At 65.3% G+C, this 17,214-nt stretch carries 19 protein-coding genes; 8 read left to right on the plus strand and 11 right to left on the minus strand.

Annotated elements, in window-relative coordinates:
* The first annotated feature begins 496 nt into the window (after positions 1–496).
* On the plus strand, positions 497–709 hold the full coding sequence (locus J7347_RS07135) for a hypothetical protein (protein WP_067679983.1): 213 nt from the start codon (positions 497–499) through the stop codon (positions 707–709).
* Between the two features lie 268 nt (positions 710–977).
* On the opposite strand, the gene tatC is transcribed toward J7347_RS07135, so the two are convergent.
* From tatC to J7347_RS07180, 9 genes are all read right to left on the minus strand, one after another.
* Positions 978–1,784, minus strand: a complete 807-nt coding sequence (gene tatC, locus J7347_RS07140; protein ID WP_067679980.1) for a twin-arginine translocase subunit TatC — start codon at positions 1,782–1,784, stop codon at positions 978–980.
* Entirely contained in the window at positions 1,781–2,221 is a 441-nt protein-coding gene (gene tatB, locus J7347_RS07145) for a Sec-independent protein translocase protein TatB (protein WP_067679977.1), read from the minus strand. Before tatB ends, tatC begins: the two co-directional genes overlap by 4 nt.
* Positions 2,222–2,246: 25 nt before the next feature.
* A complete protein-coding gene (gene tatA / locus J7347_RS07150; RefSeq protein WP_209161481.1) occupies positions 2,247–2,498 on the minus strand; it encodes a twin-arginine translocase TatA/TatE family subunit in 252 nt (83 codons plus the stop codon).
* Positions 2,499–2,587: 89 nt separating this feature from the next.
* On the minus strand, positions 2,588–3,184 hold the full coding sequence (scpB, locus tag J7347_RS07155; RefSeq protein ID WP_209161482.1) for an SMC-Scp complex subunit ScpB: 597 nt from the start codon (positions 3,182–3,184) through the stop codon (positions 2,588–2,590).
* Positions 3,181–3,939: a ScpA family protein gene (locus J7347_RS07160; protein WP_348521595.1), complete on the minus strand. Its 759-nt coding sequence runs from the start codon at positions 3,937–3,939 to the stop codon at positions 3,181–3,183. The genes scpB and J7347_RS07160 overlap by 4 nt, the downstream gene beginning before the upstream one ends.
* 62 nt (positions 3,940–4,001) lie before the next feature.
* Positions 4,002–5,021, minus strand: coding sequence for a beta-N-acetylhexosaminidase (gene nagZ, locus J7347_RS07165; protein ID WP_209161484.1), 1,020 nt, complete (start codon positions 5,019–5,021; stop codon positions 4,002–4,004).
* 112 nt (positions 5,022–5,133) lie between these two features.
* On the minus strand, positions 5,134–5,820 hold the full coding sequence (locus J7347_RS07170; RefSeq protein WP_209161724.1) for an SPOR domain-containing protein: 687 nt from the start codon (positions 5,818–5,820) through the stop codon (positions 5,134–5,136).
* A gap of 15 nt (positions 5,821–5,835) precedes the next feature.
* Positions 5,836–7,584, minus strand: a complete 1,749-nt coding sequence (gene argS, locus J7347_RS07175) for an arginine--tRNA ligase (RefSeq protein WP_209161485.1) — start codon at positions 7,582–7,584, stop codon at positions 5,836–5,838.
* 81 nt (positions 7,585–7,665) lie between these two features.
* Entirely contained in the window at positions 7,666–8,316 is a 651-nt protein-coding gene (locus J7347_RS07180) for a hypothetical protein (protein ID WP_209161486.1), read from the minus strand.
* A gap of 109 nt (positions 8,317–8,425) precedes the next feature.
* Here J7347_RS07180 and ispH point away from each other — a divergent pair, with 109 nt between their 5' ends.
* The 3 genes from ispH to rnhA are packed head-to-tail and all read left to right on the plus strand — an operon-like array spanning position 8,426 to position 10,898.
* Complete coding sequence (gene ispH / locus J7347_RS07185; RefSeq protein WP_209161487.1) at positions 8,426–9,418, plus strand: 4-hydroxy-3-methylbut-2-enyl diphosphate reductase; 993 nt, start codon at positions 8,426–8,428, stop codon at positions 9,416–9,418.
* Positions 9,419–9,436: 18 nt separating this feature from the next.
* The gene (locus tag J7347_RS07190) at positions 9,437–10,429 is read left to right on the plus strand and encodes a homoserine kinase (protein WP_209161488.1); all 993 of its coding nucleotides are present in this window, start codon (positions 9,437–9,439) and stop codon (positions 10,427–10,429) included.
* 28 nt (positions 10,430–10,457) lie between these two features.
* Positions 10,458–10,898 carry a ribonuclease HI gene (gene rnhA, locus J7347_RS07195; protein WP_209161489.1) on the plus strand — a complete coding sequence of 147 codons (441 nt, stop codon included), beginning with the start codon at positions 10,458–10,460 and terminating at the stop codon, positions 10,896–10,898.
* Between the two features lie 6 nt (positions 10,899–10,904).
* Here rnhA and J7347_RS07200 read toward each other — a convergent pair whose 3' ends face one another.
* Both J7347_RS07200 and J7347_RS07205 read right to left on the minus strand, forming a co-directional pair.
* Positions 10,905–11,999 carry an FAD-dependent oxidoreductase gene (locus J7347_RS07200; RefSeq protein ID WP_209161490.1) on the minus strand — a complete coding sequence of 365 codons (1,095 nt, stop codon included), beginning with the start codon at positions 11,997–11,999 and terminating at the stop codon, positions 10,905–10,907.
* Positions 11,996–12,913, minus strand: coding sequence for an alpha/beta hydrolase (locus J7347_RS07205; protein WP_348521583.1), 918 nt, complete (start codon positions 12,911–12,913; stop codon positions 11,996–11,998). Before J7347_RS07205 ends, J7347_RS07200 begins: the two co-directional genes overlap by 4 nt.
* Positions 12,914–13,052: 139 nt before the next feature.
* Between J7347_RS07205 and J7347_RS07210 the strand changes: the two genes are divergently transcribed.
* The 4 genes from J7347_RS07210 to J7347_RS07225 all read left to right on the plus strand — a co-directional run bounded on the left by J7347_RS07210 (position 13,053) and on the right by J7347_RS07225 (position 17,213).
* A complete protein-coding gene (locus J7347_RS07210) occupies positions 13,053–13,766 on the plus strand; it encodes a prepilin peptidase (RefSeq protein ID WP_209161491.1) in 714 nt (237 codons plus the stop codon).
* Between the two features lie 89 nt (positions 13,767–13,855).
* Positions 13,856–14,911: a Flp pilus assembly protein CpaB gene (gene cpaB / locus J7347_RS07215; protein ID WP_209161492.1), complete on the plus strand. Its 1,056-nt coding sequence runs from the start codon at positions 13,856–13,858 to the stop codon at positions 14,909–14,911.
* 155 nt (positions 14,912–15,066) lie between these two features.
* Entirely contained in the window at positions 15,067–16,536 is a 1,470-nt protein-coding gene (locus tag J7347_RS07220; protein WP_245173954.1) for a type II and III secretion system protein family protein, read from the plus strand.
* Positions 16,537–16,547: 11 nt separating this feature from the next.
* Complete coding sequence (locus J7347_RS07225) at positions 16,548–17,213, plus strand: CpaD family pilus assembly protein (protein WP_209161494.1); 666 nt, start codon at positions 16,548–16,550, stop codon at positions 17,211–17,213.
* Position 17,214: the final 1 nt, after the last annotated feature.

Genomic DNA, 17,214 nt, shown 5'->3' on the forward strand with positions numbered 1-17,214 from the left:
TGTCTACGGCGTCGGTCGGTCGGGGTTCCGGATCGCGTTAACCTCAGCTAAACCAACCCTCGTCTAGGTCCATGCACGCGATCGGGCCGCACGGGCTCGGTTGCGCCTATGGTGAGATTGTTCGTGTTTGGGAGCGGCCTGACCCGATCTGGGGCTGGTCCGATCCAAAAAGGGGATATCGATGCTTCGCAAGATTTGTTTGGTCGGTGCAGCTGGGGCGATCGCCCTGTCTCCTGTGCTCGCCCAGGCCGAAACGCGCGGTCACGCGCCGATCGAAGGGGAAAGCGCAATCGGCGGACAATCGCCGATCGTTTTTCTCGCCGGGATTGCCGCAGTAGCCGCAGCGATCGTTTTCCTTTCGGAAGATGATGATCCCGTCAGCCCATAATACTTAAATTGTCGCTTTTGGGGCGATATTTAGGTCTTGCATCCAACTCCCACCCTTCCTATCACCGCACATGAACGAGAAACGCTGTGTTCTCCGAAGGAGATTGAAATGAAGATTCGTAACCTCGCTGCAGTTGCTGCTGCTGCCACTCTGGTTTCCGCCCCGGTTGTCGCTGCCGAGCGCAGCGCTGCTCCGGTCGAAGGTGAATCCGAACTCGCCGGCGGCGTCGGTGTGGTCATCGGCGTTCTGGCCGCTGCCGCCATCATCACCGCGGTTGTGATCGCTGCCGACGATGGCGACGACGATGCCGTCAGCCCGTAAGCGGACTGATCATTCCGATTAAGAAAGCGGGGCCGATCGGCCCCGTTTTTTTTGGTCTATCACTGTCGGGCGTTCTGTCGTCGGGGGCAGGACCGAAGCGCGTTCAGCCCATCCCTTCGGTCGAGGATTTCGAAGATCCAAAAGGCGCGCTCGACCGGGTGATCGGATTGCGCGCTCAAGCCAATCGCGCGGCCTGCAACCTGAGACGGACGAATGGACCGCGGTTCAGATAAAGCCGCATTACGAAACGTCGACCGATGAGCCGGTTTCAGAGGCTCTCGGTACTGCCCTTGGACGCATCGCCGCTCTCGTCCTTCGCGTCTTCCTCGCCGCCGGTCTTCCGATCCGCAAGGCGCATCAGGATAAGCGATCCCTCGAACAGCAACAGCAAGGGTATGGCCAGCAAGAGTTGCGATCCGGGGTCCGGCGGCGTGATGACCGCCGAAAGCGCGATCACGAGCACGATGATGTATCGCCGCGCGCCCACCAATTGCTCGCGCGACACGATGCCTGCGCGGTGCAGCAGCAGGAGCAGGACGGGCAGAAGAAAGCTGATCCCGAAGGCGAGGATGAACTGCATCACCAGGCCGAGATATTCGTTCGCTGTCGGCAACGCCTGGATCGCCATTCCGCCCGCTTCGCCCTCGAAGCCGAGAAACCATTCGAACGCAGTCGGCATGACGACGAAATAGGCGAGCGACGCGCCGCAAGCGAACAGCAGCGGGGTGGCCAAAATGAATGGCAGAAATGCCTTCTTCTCGCGCGCATACAGCCCCGGGGCGACGAAGGCCCAGAGTTGGTTGGCGATGATCGGGAAGCTGAGGCAGAAGCCTGCGAACAGAGCCACTTTCAGCTCGACGAAGAACACCTCGTACAGCTTGGTGAAAATCAGCTGCCCTTCCCCGTCGGGGAAGGCGCCTTTCAGCGGCTGGATCAGAAAGCCGAGGATCGAATCGGCGAAATAGAGGCAGATGCCGAAAGCGACGACCAGCGCCAAAACGCAGCGAACCAGGCGCGTACGCAGTTCAATCAGGTGTTCGAGCAGCGGTGCCTGGGTCTCGTCGAGATCCTTCATCGTCCGGCCTCGCCGTTTTCGGGCGGTGGGGGCGGATCGAGCGGCAATTCGGGCTCACCGGCCGCTTCGCCAGACGCTTTGGGCTTAGCGCGCTCGATCGCCGCTTCGGCCCGAGCGTCGGCTTCGTTCGCAACGGGTTCCGGCGCCGGGCCGGGAAGCGGCTCCATTGCCGGTTCTACCGGATCGCTTCCGAACGTCTCGCCGCCCGAACGCGCCATGATCTCGCGATTGCGCTCGCGCCATTCCTTTTCGGCCTCTTCCATTTCCGCTTCGCGGATCATGGCGTCGAGCCCGGTGCGGAAGTGATTGGACATGCGCCGCATCTTGCCGATCCAGCGCCCGGCGGTCCTCAAGGCGCGCGGCATCTCTTTGGGGCCGATCACCACAATCGCAGTGATGACGATCACCAGAAGCTCGGCGGCTCCGATATCGAACATTTACGGGTCCGCCCGCCGTTGCGGATCAGGTGCGGTCCGAAGGCGTGTGCGCCTGCTCGTCCCTCACCGTTTCGGATGCGGGCTTCGCATTGTGCGACGGACCTTCGATCCGGGGCGAATCCCGGTGATCGGACTTGCCGTCCTCCTCGTTCATGCCCTGTTTGAAGCTTTTGATACCCTTGCCGAAATCACCCATCATTTCGGAAATCTTGCCCCGTCCGAACAGGACGAGAATGACGAGAGCGATAATGATGAGCTGCCATGGACCGAGCGACATTTGAGTACCTTTTGCTAGCTGTTCCTCCGATATAGGGGCCCGCGTGCGATTAAGCCAGCGGATCGCGCACAAAACCGTATGTTTCGATGTCAGGCCTCGCCTGCATCCTCGCGATCGGGATCGCTGCCTTCGCCCATGATATCTTCGTACGCCTCCTCCACCGGATCGAGCAGACCGGCGGCGCGCAATTCCGCAAGGCCGGGAAGATCGCGGCGGCTGGAGAGCCCGAAATGGTCGAGAAAGGCGGGCGTCGTCGCATAGATCGTGGGCCGGCCGGGCGCTTCGCGGCGTCCGGCGATACGGACCCAGCCCTCCTCCATCAGCACGTCGAGCGTGCCGGAAGACGTCTGCACCCCCCGGATCGATTCGATTTCGGCCCGGCTCACCGGTTCGTGATAGGCGACGATCGCCAGCACCTCGGTCGCCGCGCGGCTGAGCTTGCGGATCTGTTCGCGCTCCCGCCTGAGGAAATGCGCCAGATCGGGCGCGGTCTCGAAATGCCAGCGCCCTGCCCGCTCGACCAGATGGATACCGCGCCGCTCGTAATGCTCCGCCAGAGCGCGCAGCCCCTCCTTCACCTCGCCGAGCGGCGCGTCGCGCAGGAAGCCGGCAAGCGATTCGGCACTCATCGGCTCGTCCGCCGCGAAGAGAGCCGCTTCGAGCGCGCGCTCCAGATCGGTGCTCATCGTGCGACCCTGCGCAAACGCAGGGGTCCGAAGACCTCGTCCTGCGCCAGCTCCGCCCTGCCCAGTCGCGCCAGTTCGAGCGCTGCGACGAAGCTGGATGCGAGCGCGGATTTGCGCAAGCGCGGTTCGGCATGGGGCGGGAGGAATTCTTCCAGCCGCATCCAGTCGAGCGTCACGCCGAGCATGGCCGACACCCGGTCGAGCGCCGAATCGAGCGTCATCACCGGACGCTCGCGCACCATGTGAACGGCAGGCGCGGTGCGCGCCTTGACCCGGCCATAAGCCTCGATCAGCGCGAACTGGTCGCAGCGCCAGCGCGTCTTGCGCGCGATCTCAAGCCCCTCCGGCCTTCCGCGCAGAAAGACGTCGCGCCCGATACGGTCGCGCGCCATCAACCGCGCCGCCGCCTCGCGCATCGCGCTTAGGCGCTGGAGCCGCAATTGCAGTTTCAGCGCCAGTTCTTCGGCAGACGGCTCTTCCTGTTCGTCCTTCGGCAGCAGAAGCGCGGATTTGAGATAGGCGAGCCATGCCGCCATCACGAGATAATCGGCCGCCAGCTCCAGCTTCAGCGCCTCCGCCTCGTCGATATAGGTGAGATATTGATCGACGAGCGAGAGGATCGAGATCGACCGCAGATCGACCTTCTGGCGGCGTGCGAGATCCAGCAGGAGATCGAGCGGCCCTTCCCACCCGTCCAGTTCGAGATAGAGCGCTTCGTCGGTGCCTAACCGGTCGTTGGCCCTCTCGTCGGCGATTTCCTGCCCATCGGATGCCCGCTGCTCCTCCGCATTGTCGCCGAAGAGAGAGAGCGTATCGCTCACGCGGCGTCCCGCGCGGCGGCGAAGAAGGCATCGCGGCGGGCGATCAGGTCGGCGGTCTCGAACCCTTCAGGCATCGGACCGATCGCATCCATGACCCGATCGAACCGCGCGCGGGCCGAATCGCTTAGATCCGGATTGCGCGCAGCGATGCCCTCCATGTCCGGCATCTTCGCCCAGCAATTGAGCGTCACGTCGCACCCTGCGGCCAGCGCGCATTCGGAGCGCTCGGGCACACTGCCTTCGAGCGCTTCCATGTCGATATCGTCGGTCAGCAACAGTCCGTCGAAGCCGATCGCGCCGCGGATCACATCTTCGATGATCGTCGGCGACTGGGTGGCGGGATGCTCGCCATCCCAGGCGGGAAACATCAGATGGCCGGTCATGCCGAGCGGATGGCCTGAAAGCGCGCGGAAGGGCGCGATGTCCTCTTCAAGCTCCGCTTCGCTCGCATGGACCACCGGCATTTCCTTGTGGCTGTCCACCGTCGCGCGGCCATGGCCGGGCATGTGTTTGAGGCAACCCAGCACGCCCCCACGCGCCATCCCTTCCAGCGTGGCGCGCCCCAGCGCTGCGACTTGCAGGGGATCGGTGCCCAGCGCCCGATCGCCGATCACATCGCTCGTTTCGGGGCGACGCACATCGAACGGCGCGTGGAAATCGACGGTGACGCCCACTTCGGAAAGCTCGCGCGCGATCGCTTCGGCGTTCAAACGGACCGCCTCGATCGCGCTGGCGGGCGCGATCTGGTACAATTCGTCAAAGGCCTGGCCAGCCGGGTAGCGGTTCCATTCGGGCGGTTTCATCCGCGCGACACGGCCCCCTTCCTGGTCGATCGAGATGAAGGTCTTCTCGCGCCCGTGGATCGCCTTCAGCTCGTCGGTCAGCGCGCGCATCTGATCCCGGTCGATGCAATTGCGGGCGAACAGGATGTAGCCGACCGGATCGCAATCCCTGAAGAAAGCGCGCTCTTCAGCGGACAGGCGCGGACCGGCGATACCGAATATGGCAGGTGTCATAGCCGAAAGAATCGCAGCTTTGCCCCCCTGCCGCAAGCATCATAGCAAGCATCGGTGTGGACAGGCCGCGCCTGCCCCTCAGCTATTTGACTCGGCCCTATTTGACTTGGCTCTATTTGACTTGGCAGGGCAGTCCGTCGGACTGAAGCGCGTTGCAGAGGCGACGCGCACCGGCATTGTCGCCGCCCGCCGCCTGAAGCCGGAAGACGGTCCCGATATCGGCGCGACCTTCGACGATGCGATAATCGACGCCCGACAGCGCGTCGGTCTGCCGCTGCAAGGTGCGCCACCCTTCTTCCGCATCCGCCCGGTTGGAATAGGCGCCGACCTGCACCGCCGTGCCGCGCGGCAGGGCGTTGGATCGCGGCGCGGGCGTTTCGGCGGGCGCAGGCTCGCTCGCGGCTGTTTCGGTGGGGGTGGGCGTAACCGCAGGCGCAGGCTCGCTGGCCAGGCGGCCTTCCCGCGCCTGGCCTTCGCCGACTGCGAAGCTGGTATCGCCCGTTCCGGCAAAGGTCTTGCCGCCGGCATCTTCGGGCCGGGTGCGATAGGGCTCGTCCGGCGCTTCCACCAACGAACCGTCCGGCTCGGGCCCGCCTGCGGCGGTCGAATTGGTGAACCACCAGATCGCGCCCACGATCACACCCAGCGCGACGATCATCAGCAGCGCGATTCCGATCAGCTTGGTGGTGTCGAAACCGGTCTGTGTTTGCTCGTCATCCGATTCGAGCCAGGGGAGGCTTTCGTCCCCATCGCCGAAATCGAGCGTCCGGCTGTCGTTAGTGCCCTCCGCGCCCTGCATCACCGTTCAATTCCCTCACATTTCCTCGACGGCTTCGACCCCCAGGATCGCCAGCCCGTTGCGGATTACCTGCCCGATCTGCACCGCCAGGAAAAGCCGCGCTGCGCTCAACGTCTCGTTTTCGGACTGGATCATGCGGAGCGAGGGATCGTCGTTCCCCGCATTCCAGAAACTGTGGAAGGCGGCGGCCAGGTCGCCGAGATAGAAGGCGATGCGGTGCGGCTCGCGCGCGATCGCGGCGGATTCCACCACGCGGGGGAATTGCGCCGCTTCGCGCACCAGCGCCAGCTCCGCCTCGCCCAATCGGTCGAGATGCTCGCCCGAGGGGACGATTCCCTGCTCCTTCGCCTTGCGCAGCGTCGAATGGATGCGGGCGTGGGCGTACTGGACGTAGAAGACCGGATTGTCTTTCGATGCTTCGACCACCTTTGCGAAGTCGAATTCCATCTGTGCGTCGGGCTTGCGGGTCAGCATCGTGAAGCGCACGACATCCTTGCCGACCTCCTCGACCACTTCGGCTAAGGTCACGAAAGTGCCTGAACGCTTGGACATCTTCACCGGCTCGCCGTCGCGCAGGAGCTTGACCATCTGCACCAGCTTGACGTCGAACGGCACGCTGCGCCCCGCCCCTTGCGTCAGCGCGGCGACGGCTGCCTTGATCCGCTTGACCGTGCCCGCATGGTCCGCGCCCCAGATGTCGATCAACGCATCGGCACTTTCCGCCTTCTGGAAGTGATAGGCGAGGTCGGCGCCGAAATAGGTCCATTTCCCGTCCGATTTCTTGATCGGGCGATCCTGATCGTCCCCGAATTGCGTGGAGCGGAACAGGGGCAGTTCGACCGGCTCCCAGTCTTCGGGCGGCGCCTTGCCCTTGGGCGCTTCGAGCACGCCGTCATAGACGAGGTCGCGCGCGCGCAGCCATTCCTCGGCCTCTTCCGGCTTTTTCGCGGCCTGCAACTCCGCTTCGGACGAGAACAGGTCGTGATGAATGCCGAGCAGGGCGAGGTCGGCGCGGATCATTGCCATCATCGCCGCCACGGCGCGGGTGCGGAACAGGGCGAGCCATTCGCTTTCGGGCGCATCGGCGTAGCGATCGCCGAATTCCTCGGCCAGCTGCTCGCCGACCGGGATCAGGTAATCACCAGGATAGAGCCCTTCGGCGAGTTCGCCCGCATCTTGCCCCAGAGCCTCGCGATAGCGGTGGTGGGCCGAGCGGGCGAGCACGTCGACCTGGCCGCCAGCATCGTTGACGTAATATTCGCGCGTGACCGTGTGGCCTGCGAATTCGAGCAGGCCGCACAGCGCATCGCCCACCACCGCGCCGCGGCAATGCCCCATATGCATCGGCCCGGTCGGATTGGCGGAGACGTATTCGACGTTCACGCGCTTGCCGCCGCCCATCGCCGAGCGGCCATATGCATCGCCCATCTCCGCGATCGCGGCGATCTCGCGCCGCCAGGCTTCGGGTTCGATGCGCAGATTGATGAAGCCCGGCCCCGCGATGTCGAGCGACACCACGTCGGGATCGCGCTCAAGGTGCGAAACGATCTTCTCCGCCAACGCGCGCGGATTGCTCTTCGCCTGCTTGGCGAGGACCATGGCGGCGTTGGTCGCGAGATCGCCATGCGCAGGATCGCGCGGCGGCTCCACCGCGACGTTCGCGCGGTCGGTTTCCGGCGGCAGCGAGCCTTCCATTTCGAGCGCGTCGAGCACCGCATCGATCCGCGCGGCGAAATGGGCGTAGAGAGTCGTCGTGTCGGTCATAGAATCGTCCATGGCCGCGCGGTGCCCGCGCGGCAACCAGTGTCGCGTGTCGAATGGCCGGAGCGCGAGGCCCCGATCGGCTTAGCGCGTGGCGTTGTAGGCGAGTTGCTGTTCGGTCAGCTGAAAGCCGATCAGCAATTCGAACGTGGCGCGCTGCACTGCCGCGCGCACCGCCGGATCGGCCAGCGGGTCGAGCGCGGCGTCGGGGTCGCCCGGCTTGCGGCGTCGCGTGATCTGACGGCGGATATCGTCGGGCAGAGTGGCTTCCGAACGATCGACGAAGGCCCCGGCTTTCGCGCTGGCCTGCGCGCGCTCCGCACCGGCGGGGAAATTCAGCGTCACGCTGCCGACCCGCTTGGTCACGATGGCGCTGCCGCCGCGCAGGACGGTGCTGAAATAGGGCAGCGTAACCTGGCGCGCCGCGCTCGTATCGGTCCGGCGGGCGACCACGTCGAAGCTCGCCTCGCTATACACCCGGTCGCCGCTTTCATTGCAGGTCGAGCGGACATTGGTGATCGCCGCGGTCACGTCGATATCGCTGGCGAGCCGCGAATTCGGGCTGCGGAAGGTGGTGATGTCGCCGGTGTAGTCGGGCACGCCCACTGCGGGGCAGGCGGTGCGCACCGCCGTGATGCCGACGCCCTGGTCGAGCACCAGCTCGCCTTCCGAACGGCAGCCCGCCAGAGCGATACCGAGAGCGAGGATCGAGAACAGGCTGGAGCGCGAGGTCATGAGCTGGAACGTCCCTGGCAAATTGGGTCAATACGAAGGCAGCGGACCGGAGCCCGCGAGAAAGCGCTTCCCCTAGCGAGAGCGCGCACAAAGCGCTAGGGGTCGGGTTATGAACGCCCCCTTGCACCCAAGCCCCCTCTCCGCATCTTCGACCGACTCACAGGACAAGCCGCCGCTGGCGCTGCTGATCGCCGCCCCGCGCGGATTCTGTGCCGGAGTCGATCGCGCGATCGAGATCGTGGAGCGCGCGCTCGAGAAATACGGCGCGCCGGTCTATGTCCGGCACGAAATCGTCCACAATCGCTACGTGGTGGATGCGCTGCGCGAAAAGGGCGCGGTCTTCGTCGAGGAACTGGACGAGGTGCCCGATGGCGCGCCCGTTGTCTTCAGCGCCCATGGCGTGCCCAAATCGGTTCCCGCCGAAGCCGATCGGCGCGAAATGCTGTATGTCGACGCCACCTGTCCGCTGGTCAGCAAGGTGCACCGCCAGGCCGAACGCCAGATCGAAAAGGATCGGCACATCATCTTCATCGGTCATGAAGGCCACCCGGAAGTGATCGGCACGATGGGCCAGGTCGAAGACGGGCAGATGACGCTGGTCGAAACGGTGGACGATGTCGCGAAGCTCGATTTTCCCGCCGGGACCGAGCTGGCCTATCTCACCCAGACCACCTTGTCGGTCGACGATACGGCGGATGTGATCGCCGCGCTGGAACGGCGTTTCCCCGACATCTCCGGCCCCAAGGCGGAAGACATCTGCTATGCCACGTCCAATCGCCAGGCCGCAGTCAAGAAAATCGCGCCGGGCAGCGATCTGGTGCTGGTGATCGGCGCGCCCAATTCGTCGAACTCGCTGCGGCTGGTCGAAGTGGCCGAGCGGTTGGGGACGGATGCCTATCTGATCCAGCGCGCATCGGATATCGATCCGGAATGGCTCGAAGGCGTCGGGACGCTGGGGCTCACGGCCGGCGCCTCCGCGCCCGAACTGCTGGTGCGCGAAGTGGTCGACAGGCTCGGCGAATGGCGCACGGTGGAAGAGACCACGATCATGGCCGCCGAAGAAAAGATGGTCTTCAAGCTGCCCCGGCAATTGCTCGACTGATCAGGCGGCGGCGGACGCATGGCGGTCTATACCGATCTCGGCACCGAGCGGCTGGCGGAGCTGATCGCCGCCTACGATGTCGGCGATCTGGTGTCGGCCAAGGGCATTGCCGAGGGTGTGTCCAACAGCAATTGGCTGATCGAAACCTCGGGCAAGGATGGCGGCCCGGGGAAGGACTCAGCGCAAAGCGCGCGGTTCATCCTCACCATGTACGAACGCCGCATCGAAACGGCGGACCTGCCCTTCTTCCTCGACCTGCTCGATCATCTTTCCGCCGCCGACTGCCCGGTGCCGCGCACCATTCACGACCGCGAGGGCGCAAGCTTCCGTATGGTCGAGGGCAAGGCGGTTGCGCTGATCGAATTTCTGCCCGGCGTTTCGCCCACCGCGCCCAGCGCCGCTCAGGCCCACGCCGTCGGCGTGGCCCTGGCGCGAATGCACGCCGCGGCGCAGGATTTTCCCGGCTCGCGCGTCAACGATCTGGGGCCGCAAGAAAACTGCGCCACGCTCGAATCGTGCGGTAGCGCCGCGCTCGCGCAGATCGACCCCGACCTTCCCGAAGTGCTGCCCCGCGCCCGCGCCGTTGCGCAAGCCTGGCCGAGCGACCTTCCGCGATCCATCATCCATTCCGATCTCTTTCCCGACAACGTCCTCATGCTGGGCGACCGGGTCAGCGGCCTGATCGACTTCTATTTCGCCTGCCACGATACGATGGCTTACGATCTCGCCGTGACGCACGCCGCATGGTGCTTTTCCAAGGACGGAAGCCGCTTCGATGCCGCGCTAGGCCATGTGCTCGTCGGCGGGTACGAATCGGTGCGCCCGCTGGGTCGGGACGAGCGCGATGCGCTTCCCCTGCTGGCCGAAGGCGCCTGCCTGCGCTTCGTCGCCAGCCGCGCGCACGACTGGATCGAAACGCCCGCGGGCGCGCTCGTCATCCGCAAGGATCCGATGGACTTCGTGCGGCGATGGAACACCTATCGCGATCTTGGCCAAGAGGCTTTCGCCTGAGGGCGAGAGCGCGCTAAGAGCCCCGACGATGAAACGCGTAGACCTGTTCACCGATGGCGCCTGCAAGGGCAATCCCGGCCCCGGAGGCTGGGGCGCGCTGCTGCGGCTCGGCCAACACGAGAAGGAATTGTCGGGGGGCGAGGCCGACACGACCAACAATCGGATGGAAATGACCGCCGCGATCCGTGGGCTGGAAGCGCTGATCGAACCTTGCGAGGTCGATCTCTATACCGACAGCAAATACCTGATCGACGGGATCACCAAATGGGTCCACGGCTGGAAGAAGCGCGGCTGGATCAATGCCAGCAAGAAACCGGTGCGCAACGCCGATCTGTGGCATGAACTGATTGCGTTGACCGAACGGCACCGGGTCGAATGGCATTGGGTGAAGGGCCATTCGGGCCATGCCGAAAACGAACGCGTGGACCGCTTGGCGAGCGACGCGGCCGAAACCTTTCAGGGCGGCTGAGGGGCGCTAGCCGAAGCGTTCCGGCGCGTAGAGGCCGGCATCCAGAGCGCGCGTCATCGCATCCCGCTCCAGCCCGAGCAGGATCTGCGATGCGAGGCGCGCGGCAGCGGGTGCCGTCTGGATGCCGAAACCGCCCTGCCCCGCAAACCATGCGAAGCCTTCGGCGCGCGGATCGTAGCCATAGACCGGACGCCGGTCGGGCGCGAAGCTCCTGAGGCCCGCCCACCGTCGCTCGACCGCTTCGACCCGCCAGTCGACCACGCCCTGCAACCGGTCGATCGCTTCGGCCACTGCCAGTTCTTCGGGCGCCGCATCGCAAGCCTCGCTCGGCTCCTCGTCATGCGGGCTCAGCCAGACGCGCCCGGCCTCGGGCTTGAAATAGAAGCGCCCCGAAATATCGAGCACCAGCGGCATGTCGGATGGCGGGGCGGGATCGACCCGCAATTGGACGACCGTCCGGCGCAAGGGCTGAATGCCGAGCGGGCGAATGCCGGCAGCCTCGGCGAGTCCGTCCGCCCACGCCCCCGCCGCATTGACGAGCGTGGCGGCACGGAATTGCTCGCCGCTTTCGGAGGCAAGGGTCCAAGCCCCATCCTCACGCTCGACCTGCGCAATTCGGGCTCTCGTACGCAGGTCTACGCCGCGCGTTTTGGCTTGTTGCAGATAATCGGCGTGCAGTCCGGCAACGTCGATATCGGCGCAGGCCGGCTCCCACACCGCGCCGGTCCACTCGCTCCGCAGGCCCGGTATCCTTTCCGCCAGCGCGGGGCGTTCCAGCCGCTCGATCGTCGCGCCGGTATCGCCGAAGCGGTCCATGAACGCATCCAAAGCGCCACGCTTGCCCTCGCGCCCGACATACAGCGCGCCGCGCCGGTCGAGAAAGCCGCGATCTCGAAGGTAAGTGCCCGAAGCCAGCGTCAGCGGGACGATCTCCGGCCCACCATAGCATTCCTCCCAGAACGCGGCGGAACGGCCGGTGGCGTGATAGCCGGGCGCATCTTCGGCTTCGAGCAGCAGGACGCTGGCATGCTCGGCCAGCTCGGCGGCGAGGCTTGCGCCCGCCATGCCGGCGCCGACGATGGCGAAATCGTAAACCGTCACTGGGCCGGTTGGGGTGCGGATACGGGTACTACGCGATCGAGAAACTCGCCGATCGCGTCCATCGCCCTGCCGCGCACGCTATCGGTCTCGCGCAGGATTTCGTGCCGCGCCTCGGGCCCGAATTCGGCCAGCTCGCCTTTGGGCAACCGCGCGATTGCCCGTTTGATGGCGGCGTGGGAGACGAGCTTGTCGTCCGATGTCGCCACGATCAGGACGGGCACGGCGAGCCGTTCGAGGCGGCCGTGCTCGAACAGCGCTATGGTGGAGGCATAGGCGCGTTCGACCCAGCGCCAGCTGCCCGGCCCCATCACCAGCTCGGGGCGATGCTCGCGCCACCAGAGTTCGTCTTCGTAGCGATCGTCGTCATGGGTCAGGAGGTCGCGCCGCCGGGTCGGCATTTCGCCGGGCTTCTCGCTCCATTTCCAGGCCGGACGCGCGGGATCGCCGATCAGCGTCATCAGCTTGGCGATGGGTTGGAGAATGCTTGGCGGCAAAGGCGGCCCGGCCATGCCCAGCATGGGCGCGGACAGGACCACCGCATCGGGATCGACCAGATGTTCGACTGCGGCGCGCAGGACGATATGCCCGCCCATCGAATGCGCGGCGAGCACGTGAGGGCCGGGCGTTGCCGTTTTCCACGCCCGCCAGAAGGCCGCCAGATCGTCCAGCCAGATCTGGAAATCCTCGACATGGCCGGTCGTCGCATCGCCGCCCAACCGGCCCGAGCCCGCCTGGCCCCGCCAGTCCGCCGCCGTGACGCGCCAGCCCGCCCGGTGCCATTCTTCCAGCGTTTCGAGATATTTCTCGTAATGATCCCCGCGCCCGGGAAAGAAAAGGATCGATCCGCGCGCCGTATCGTCTTCTATCGGCCAGTCGATCCGGCGCACCTCGTGCCCATCGGGCGCGGTCCACACCGTCTCGTGCGCCGCGTTCGGGATCGTTCGCCGATCGATCGGGTCGGATGATGCGCTTCGAGTGATCGCCCGCGTCCTTAGGTATGGTTACCGTTTGGTAAGCCGCACCCTGTAGCACGGCCCATCGAAAGGGGCCCCTGTGGGTACGACGCTACATCAGATCGCGCATTACGGACTGCTCGGGGGCTTGGCAATCGCGCTGCTGATCGCGATCGCCACCGACTTGAAGAGCCGCCGCATCTACAATTGGCTGACGCTCTCCATCGCGCTTGCAGCGCCCTTGTATTGGTGGAGCAGCGGCCTCGCACCCTGGCCCGGCATCGCCATCCAGATCGCCGCCGGTTTCGGTGTCTTCGCAGTCTGTTACCTGTTCTTCGTTCTGGGTCAGATGGGCGGAGGCGATGTCAAGCTGCTCGGCGCGCTCGCTCTGTGGATCCCGTTCGACCGCCTCCCCGCCCTCGTCGTGATGATGGCGATCATCGGCTGGCTTCTCACCATGGGCATGGCCGCCTGGCGCGTTCGCGCGTCGAGCGGCGGCGGGCTGAGCCGCGACATGATCGTGTTGAGCGTCTGTTTCGTCATCGCTCTTGCGATCGGTACGATGCTCCTCGGCGGGCTGGCCATGCCGCCCGCTCTGCGCAGCTTCGGCGCCAGCGGCCTTGCCGGAGCGCTCGTGGTCGCGCTTGCGCCCTCGCTCGTTCTGCTGGTCGCCACCCTCGTCTCTTTGCGCGTGATCAAGCGCCACGCCCGACGCATCCAGGTGCCCTACGGTCTCGCCATCGCGATCGCAGGACTGTGGATCATCGCCAGCGATCTGGCGGCGGTTTCCGGCGGCCCCGCGCTCACGGCCTGAATACGCGATGTTAACCACTCACCCTTAAGCCGGAAAACCATACCTGCCCGCCATCCGGGCGCGGGCCATCGAAGGGGGCTTATCAAGCCATGGACAGGAAGAAACTGGCTCTGCTGCTTGTCGCGCTGATCATCGCGGTCGGCACGGCAATGGTCGCGCGGAGCATGTTCGCAGGCGCTTCCGCGCCGCAGGCGCAGGCGGCGCCCGTCGTTCCGACCGGGCCGAAAGTGCTGGTTGCCCAGCGCGCCCTGCCCGCAGGCACGATTATCACCGCCGAATCGATCGGTTTCCAGTCCTGGCCTGCCGAAATGGTGGCCGACGCCTATTTCCTCGAAGGCGAATCGGACCTTGCGAAATTGTTGGGCACCGTGGTGCGCCATCCGATCACTGCAGGTGAGCCGGTCACGCAGGGCTCGCTCGTGAGCCCCGGCGATCGCGGCTTCCTCGCTGCGGCTCTCAGCCCGGGGATGCGGGCCATCACCGTGCCCGTCTCCGCGCAGACCGGCGTCGCCGGCTTCGTCTTTCCGGGTGACAGGGTGGACATCATGCTGACGCAGGAAGTGGCCGGCGTGGAGGGCGCGGCGCTGAAGGCGTCCGAGACCATCATGCGCAATCTGCGCGTGCTCGCCACCGATCAGTCGACCTCGCAGGAGACCGAGAACGGCAAGACCGTGGTGCGTGAATCGCGCACCGTCACGCTCGAAGTCACGCCCAAGATGGCCGAAAAGATCGCAGTTGCGGAAACCATCGGCCAGCTCAGCCTGTCGCTCCGCTCGCTCTCCGACAATCAGTCCGATCTCGAAAGCGCGCTGGCTTCGGGCGATATCTCGATCCCCGACAATGCGACTCCCGAGCAGGAAGAACGCCTGCTGCGCCGTGCGATGGCCCGACCGGACGACAAGATCGGCTCGTTCTCGACCGGCGGCGATGTCTCGCGCTTCCAGCGCTCGACAATTCCGCCGCAGGTCGCGCGCAATCAGGGGCCCCAGCAGATGGGCGGCACAGGTCCGGTGCAGAATGCGGTCGGCGCAGAGCCCGCCAGACCGACCGGACCGCAGGTGCGCATCATGCGCGGCACACAAACCGACGCCGTGGGAATCGACAAGAACGGCCAGGCCGTGCCCGCCGGGGCTGGCACGCGATGAGCCGCTTCAATTCCGACCGTATATCAGGCGAAGCCATCAGGGGGCTTGCAACCATGAAACCGCGTATCTTCAACAAAGTGCTGCCGACCGTCTGGCCCAAGGCGGTCATGGCCGGACTGGCGCTCGCACCGGTGGCCGCCGCCGCGCCCGCCACAATGGCAAACGCCCAGACGGTGGTGCGCCCTTCGCAGGATATCGTCCTGTCCATCGGCCGCGGCGAGCTGATCAACGTACCCGGCGCCATGGCCGACGTCTTCGTCGCCAATAGCGAAATTGCGGACGTGCAGCTCAAATCGCAACGCGCGCTCTACGTTTTCGGCGTCGGCGGTGGAGAGACCACGATCTACGCCAGCAATTCGCGTGGCGACATCATCTGGTCGGCCAATGTCCGGGTGGGATCGAACATCGGCAGCATCGACCAGATGCTGGCCCTCGCCATGCCCGAAGCCAAGATTGCGGTCGCAACCATGGGCAATAACACCGTGCTGCTGACCGGCACCGTCGCCGCCCCGGAAGATGCCGCCGAAGCGCAGGATCTGGTGGAAGCCTTCGTGGGCGATAACACCAACGTAATCAGCCGCCTGCGCATGGCGACGCCCCTGCAGGTCAATCTCCAGGTGCGCATCGCCGAAGTCAGCCGCAGCGTCGTGCGCTCGCTGGGCGTGAACCTCGCCACGGTCGATAGCACGCAGGGCTTCCAGTTCGGCGTGGGCCAGGGCCGCCAGGGCACCTTCCCGCAATACACTCCGGGAAGCCCCGCAGGTTTCGGCGTCAACTTCCAAGAGGCACCTGACGGCGGTTCGCTCGTCACCAAGATCGGCCAGGGAACCACTCTGGGCCTGGCCGGCGAATTTCTCGGCCTCGACATCGGTGCCGCGATCGATCTTGCCGAAACCCAGAACCTCGCCGTAACGCTCTCGCAGCCGAACCTGACCGCGCTGTCAGGCGAAACCGCGGAATTCCTTGCAGGCGGCGAGTTCCCGATCCCGCTCAGCCAAGGCCTCGGCACCACCACCGTCCAGTACAAGAATTACGGCGTCAGCCTGTCCTATACTCCCACGGTGCTCGCCAATGGCCGCATCTCGCTGCGGGTGCGACCCGAAGTGTCGGAACTCACGAGCCAGGGTTCGGTCAATCTCAACGGGTATCAGGTGCCCGCACTGATCACGCGCCGTACCGAAACCACCATCGAACTCGGCTCGGGCCAGAGCATGATGATCGCCGGCCTGCTGTCCAATTTCTCGCAGAACGCGATCGAAAAGGCGCCCGGCCTCGGTGACGTGCCGATCCTGGGCAATCTGTTCCGGTCCACCAATTTCCGGCGCGGCGAGACCGAGCTGGTGATCATCGTGACGCCTTATCTGGTGAAGCCGATGAACGCCGCAGATGTTCGCCTGCCGACGGATGGCTATCTCAAGCCCACCGAGAACCAGCGCATCCTGCAATATCGCGACGCCGATGGGGTGACGGGCGGAACGCGTCCGGAACCGTCGGCAGTGCCCGCAGCTCCGGCAAATCCCGCCATTTCGCGCAAGGTCGAGGCCGAGCCCGTGCTCGCTCAGTCCTACGTTCCACGCAATCGGGAAAAGAGCGCATCCGCCAAGCCCGGCTTCAGCTTCAAGTGAGGGGACCGATCATGCCTTCCCATTTCCTGTCCCGCCCGTTCACGCGTATCGGGGCACCACTCGCCGTCCCTCTGGCGCTCGCGCTGGGCGCGTGCGCGGGAACGGTGAACACGGACAATCGCTCGCTCTATAGCGTGAAACAGCCGGTCGTCGAACGGACCAACTTCGCGCTCGACGTCGCCACCACCGGTGACGGCTTGCCGATTTCGGAACAACGCCGCCTTGCCAGTTGGTTCGAGACGATGGAACTCGGCTATGGCGATCGTGTCGCCATCGACGATCCCACCAGCTCCTACGGCGTGCGTGACGATGTCGCGGCGCTGGCGGGTCGCTATGGCCTGCTGCTTTCCGAAGCGCCGCCGGTGACGGCGGGGGCGCTCGCACCGGGCCAGGCGCGCGTGATTTTGACCCGCTCAGTCGCTTCCGTTCCCGGCTGTCCCGACTGGTCGCACACGGCCGAAGGGAACGATGCGAACGCCACCAATCCGAATTACGGCTGCGCCACCAACGGCAATATCGCAGCCATGATCGCCGATCCCGAGGATCTGGTGCAGGGCAAGCGCGGCACGGGAGAAACCGTTTTGCTGACCTCGACCAAGGCGATCGAAGCCTATCGCGAAGCCGCACCCACGGGATCCGAAGGCCTTACCGAACAGCCTACCACCGGAGGGAACTGAC

It is taken from the genome of Erythrobacter sp. A6_0 (genome assembly GCF_017744235.1).
Taxonomy (GTDB): domain Bacteria; phylum Pseudomonadota; class Alphaproteobacteria; order Sphingomonadales; family Sphingomonadaceae; genus Qipengyuania.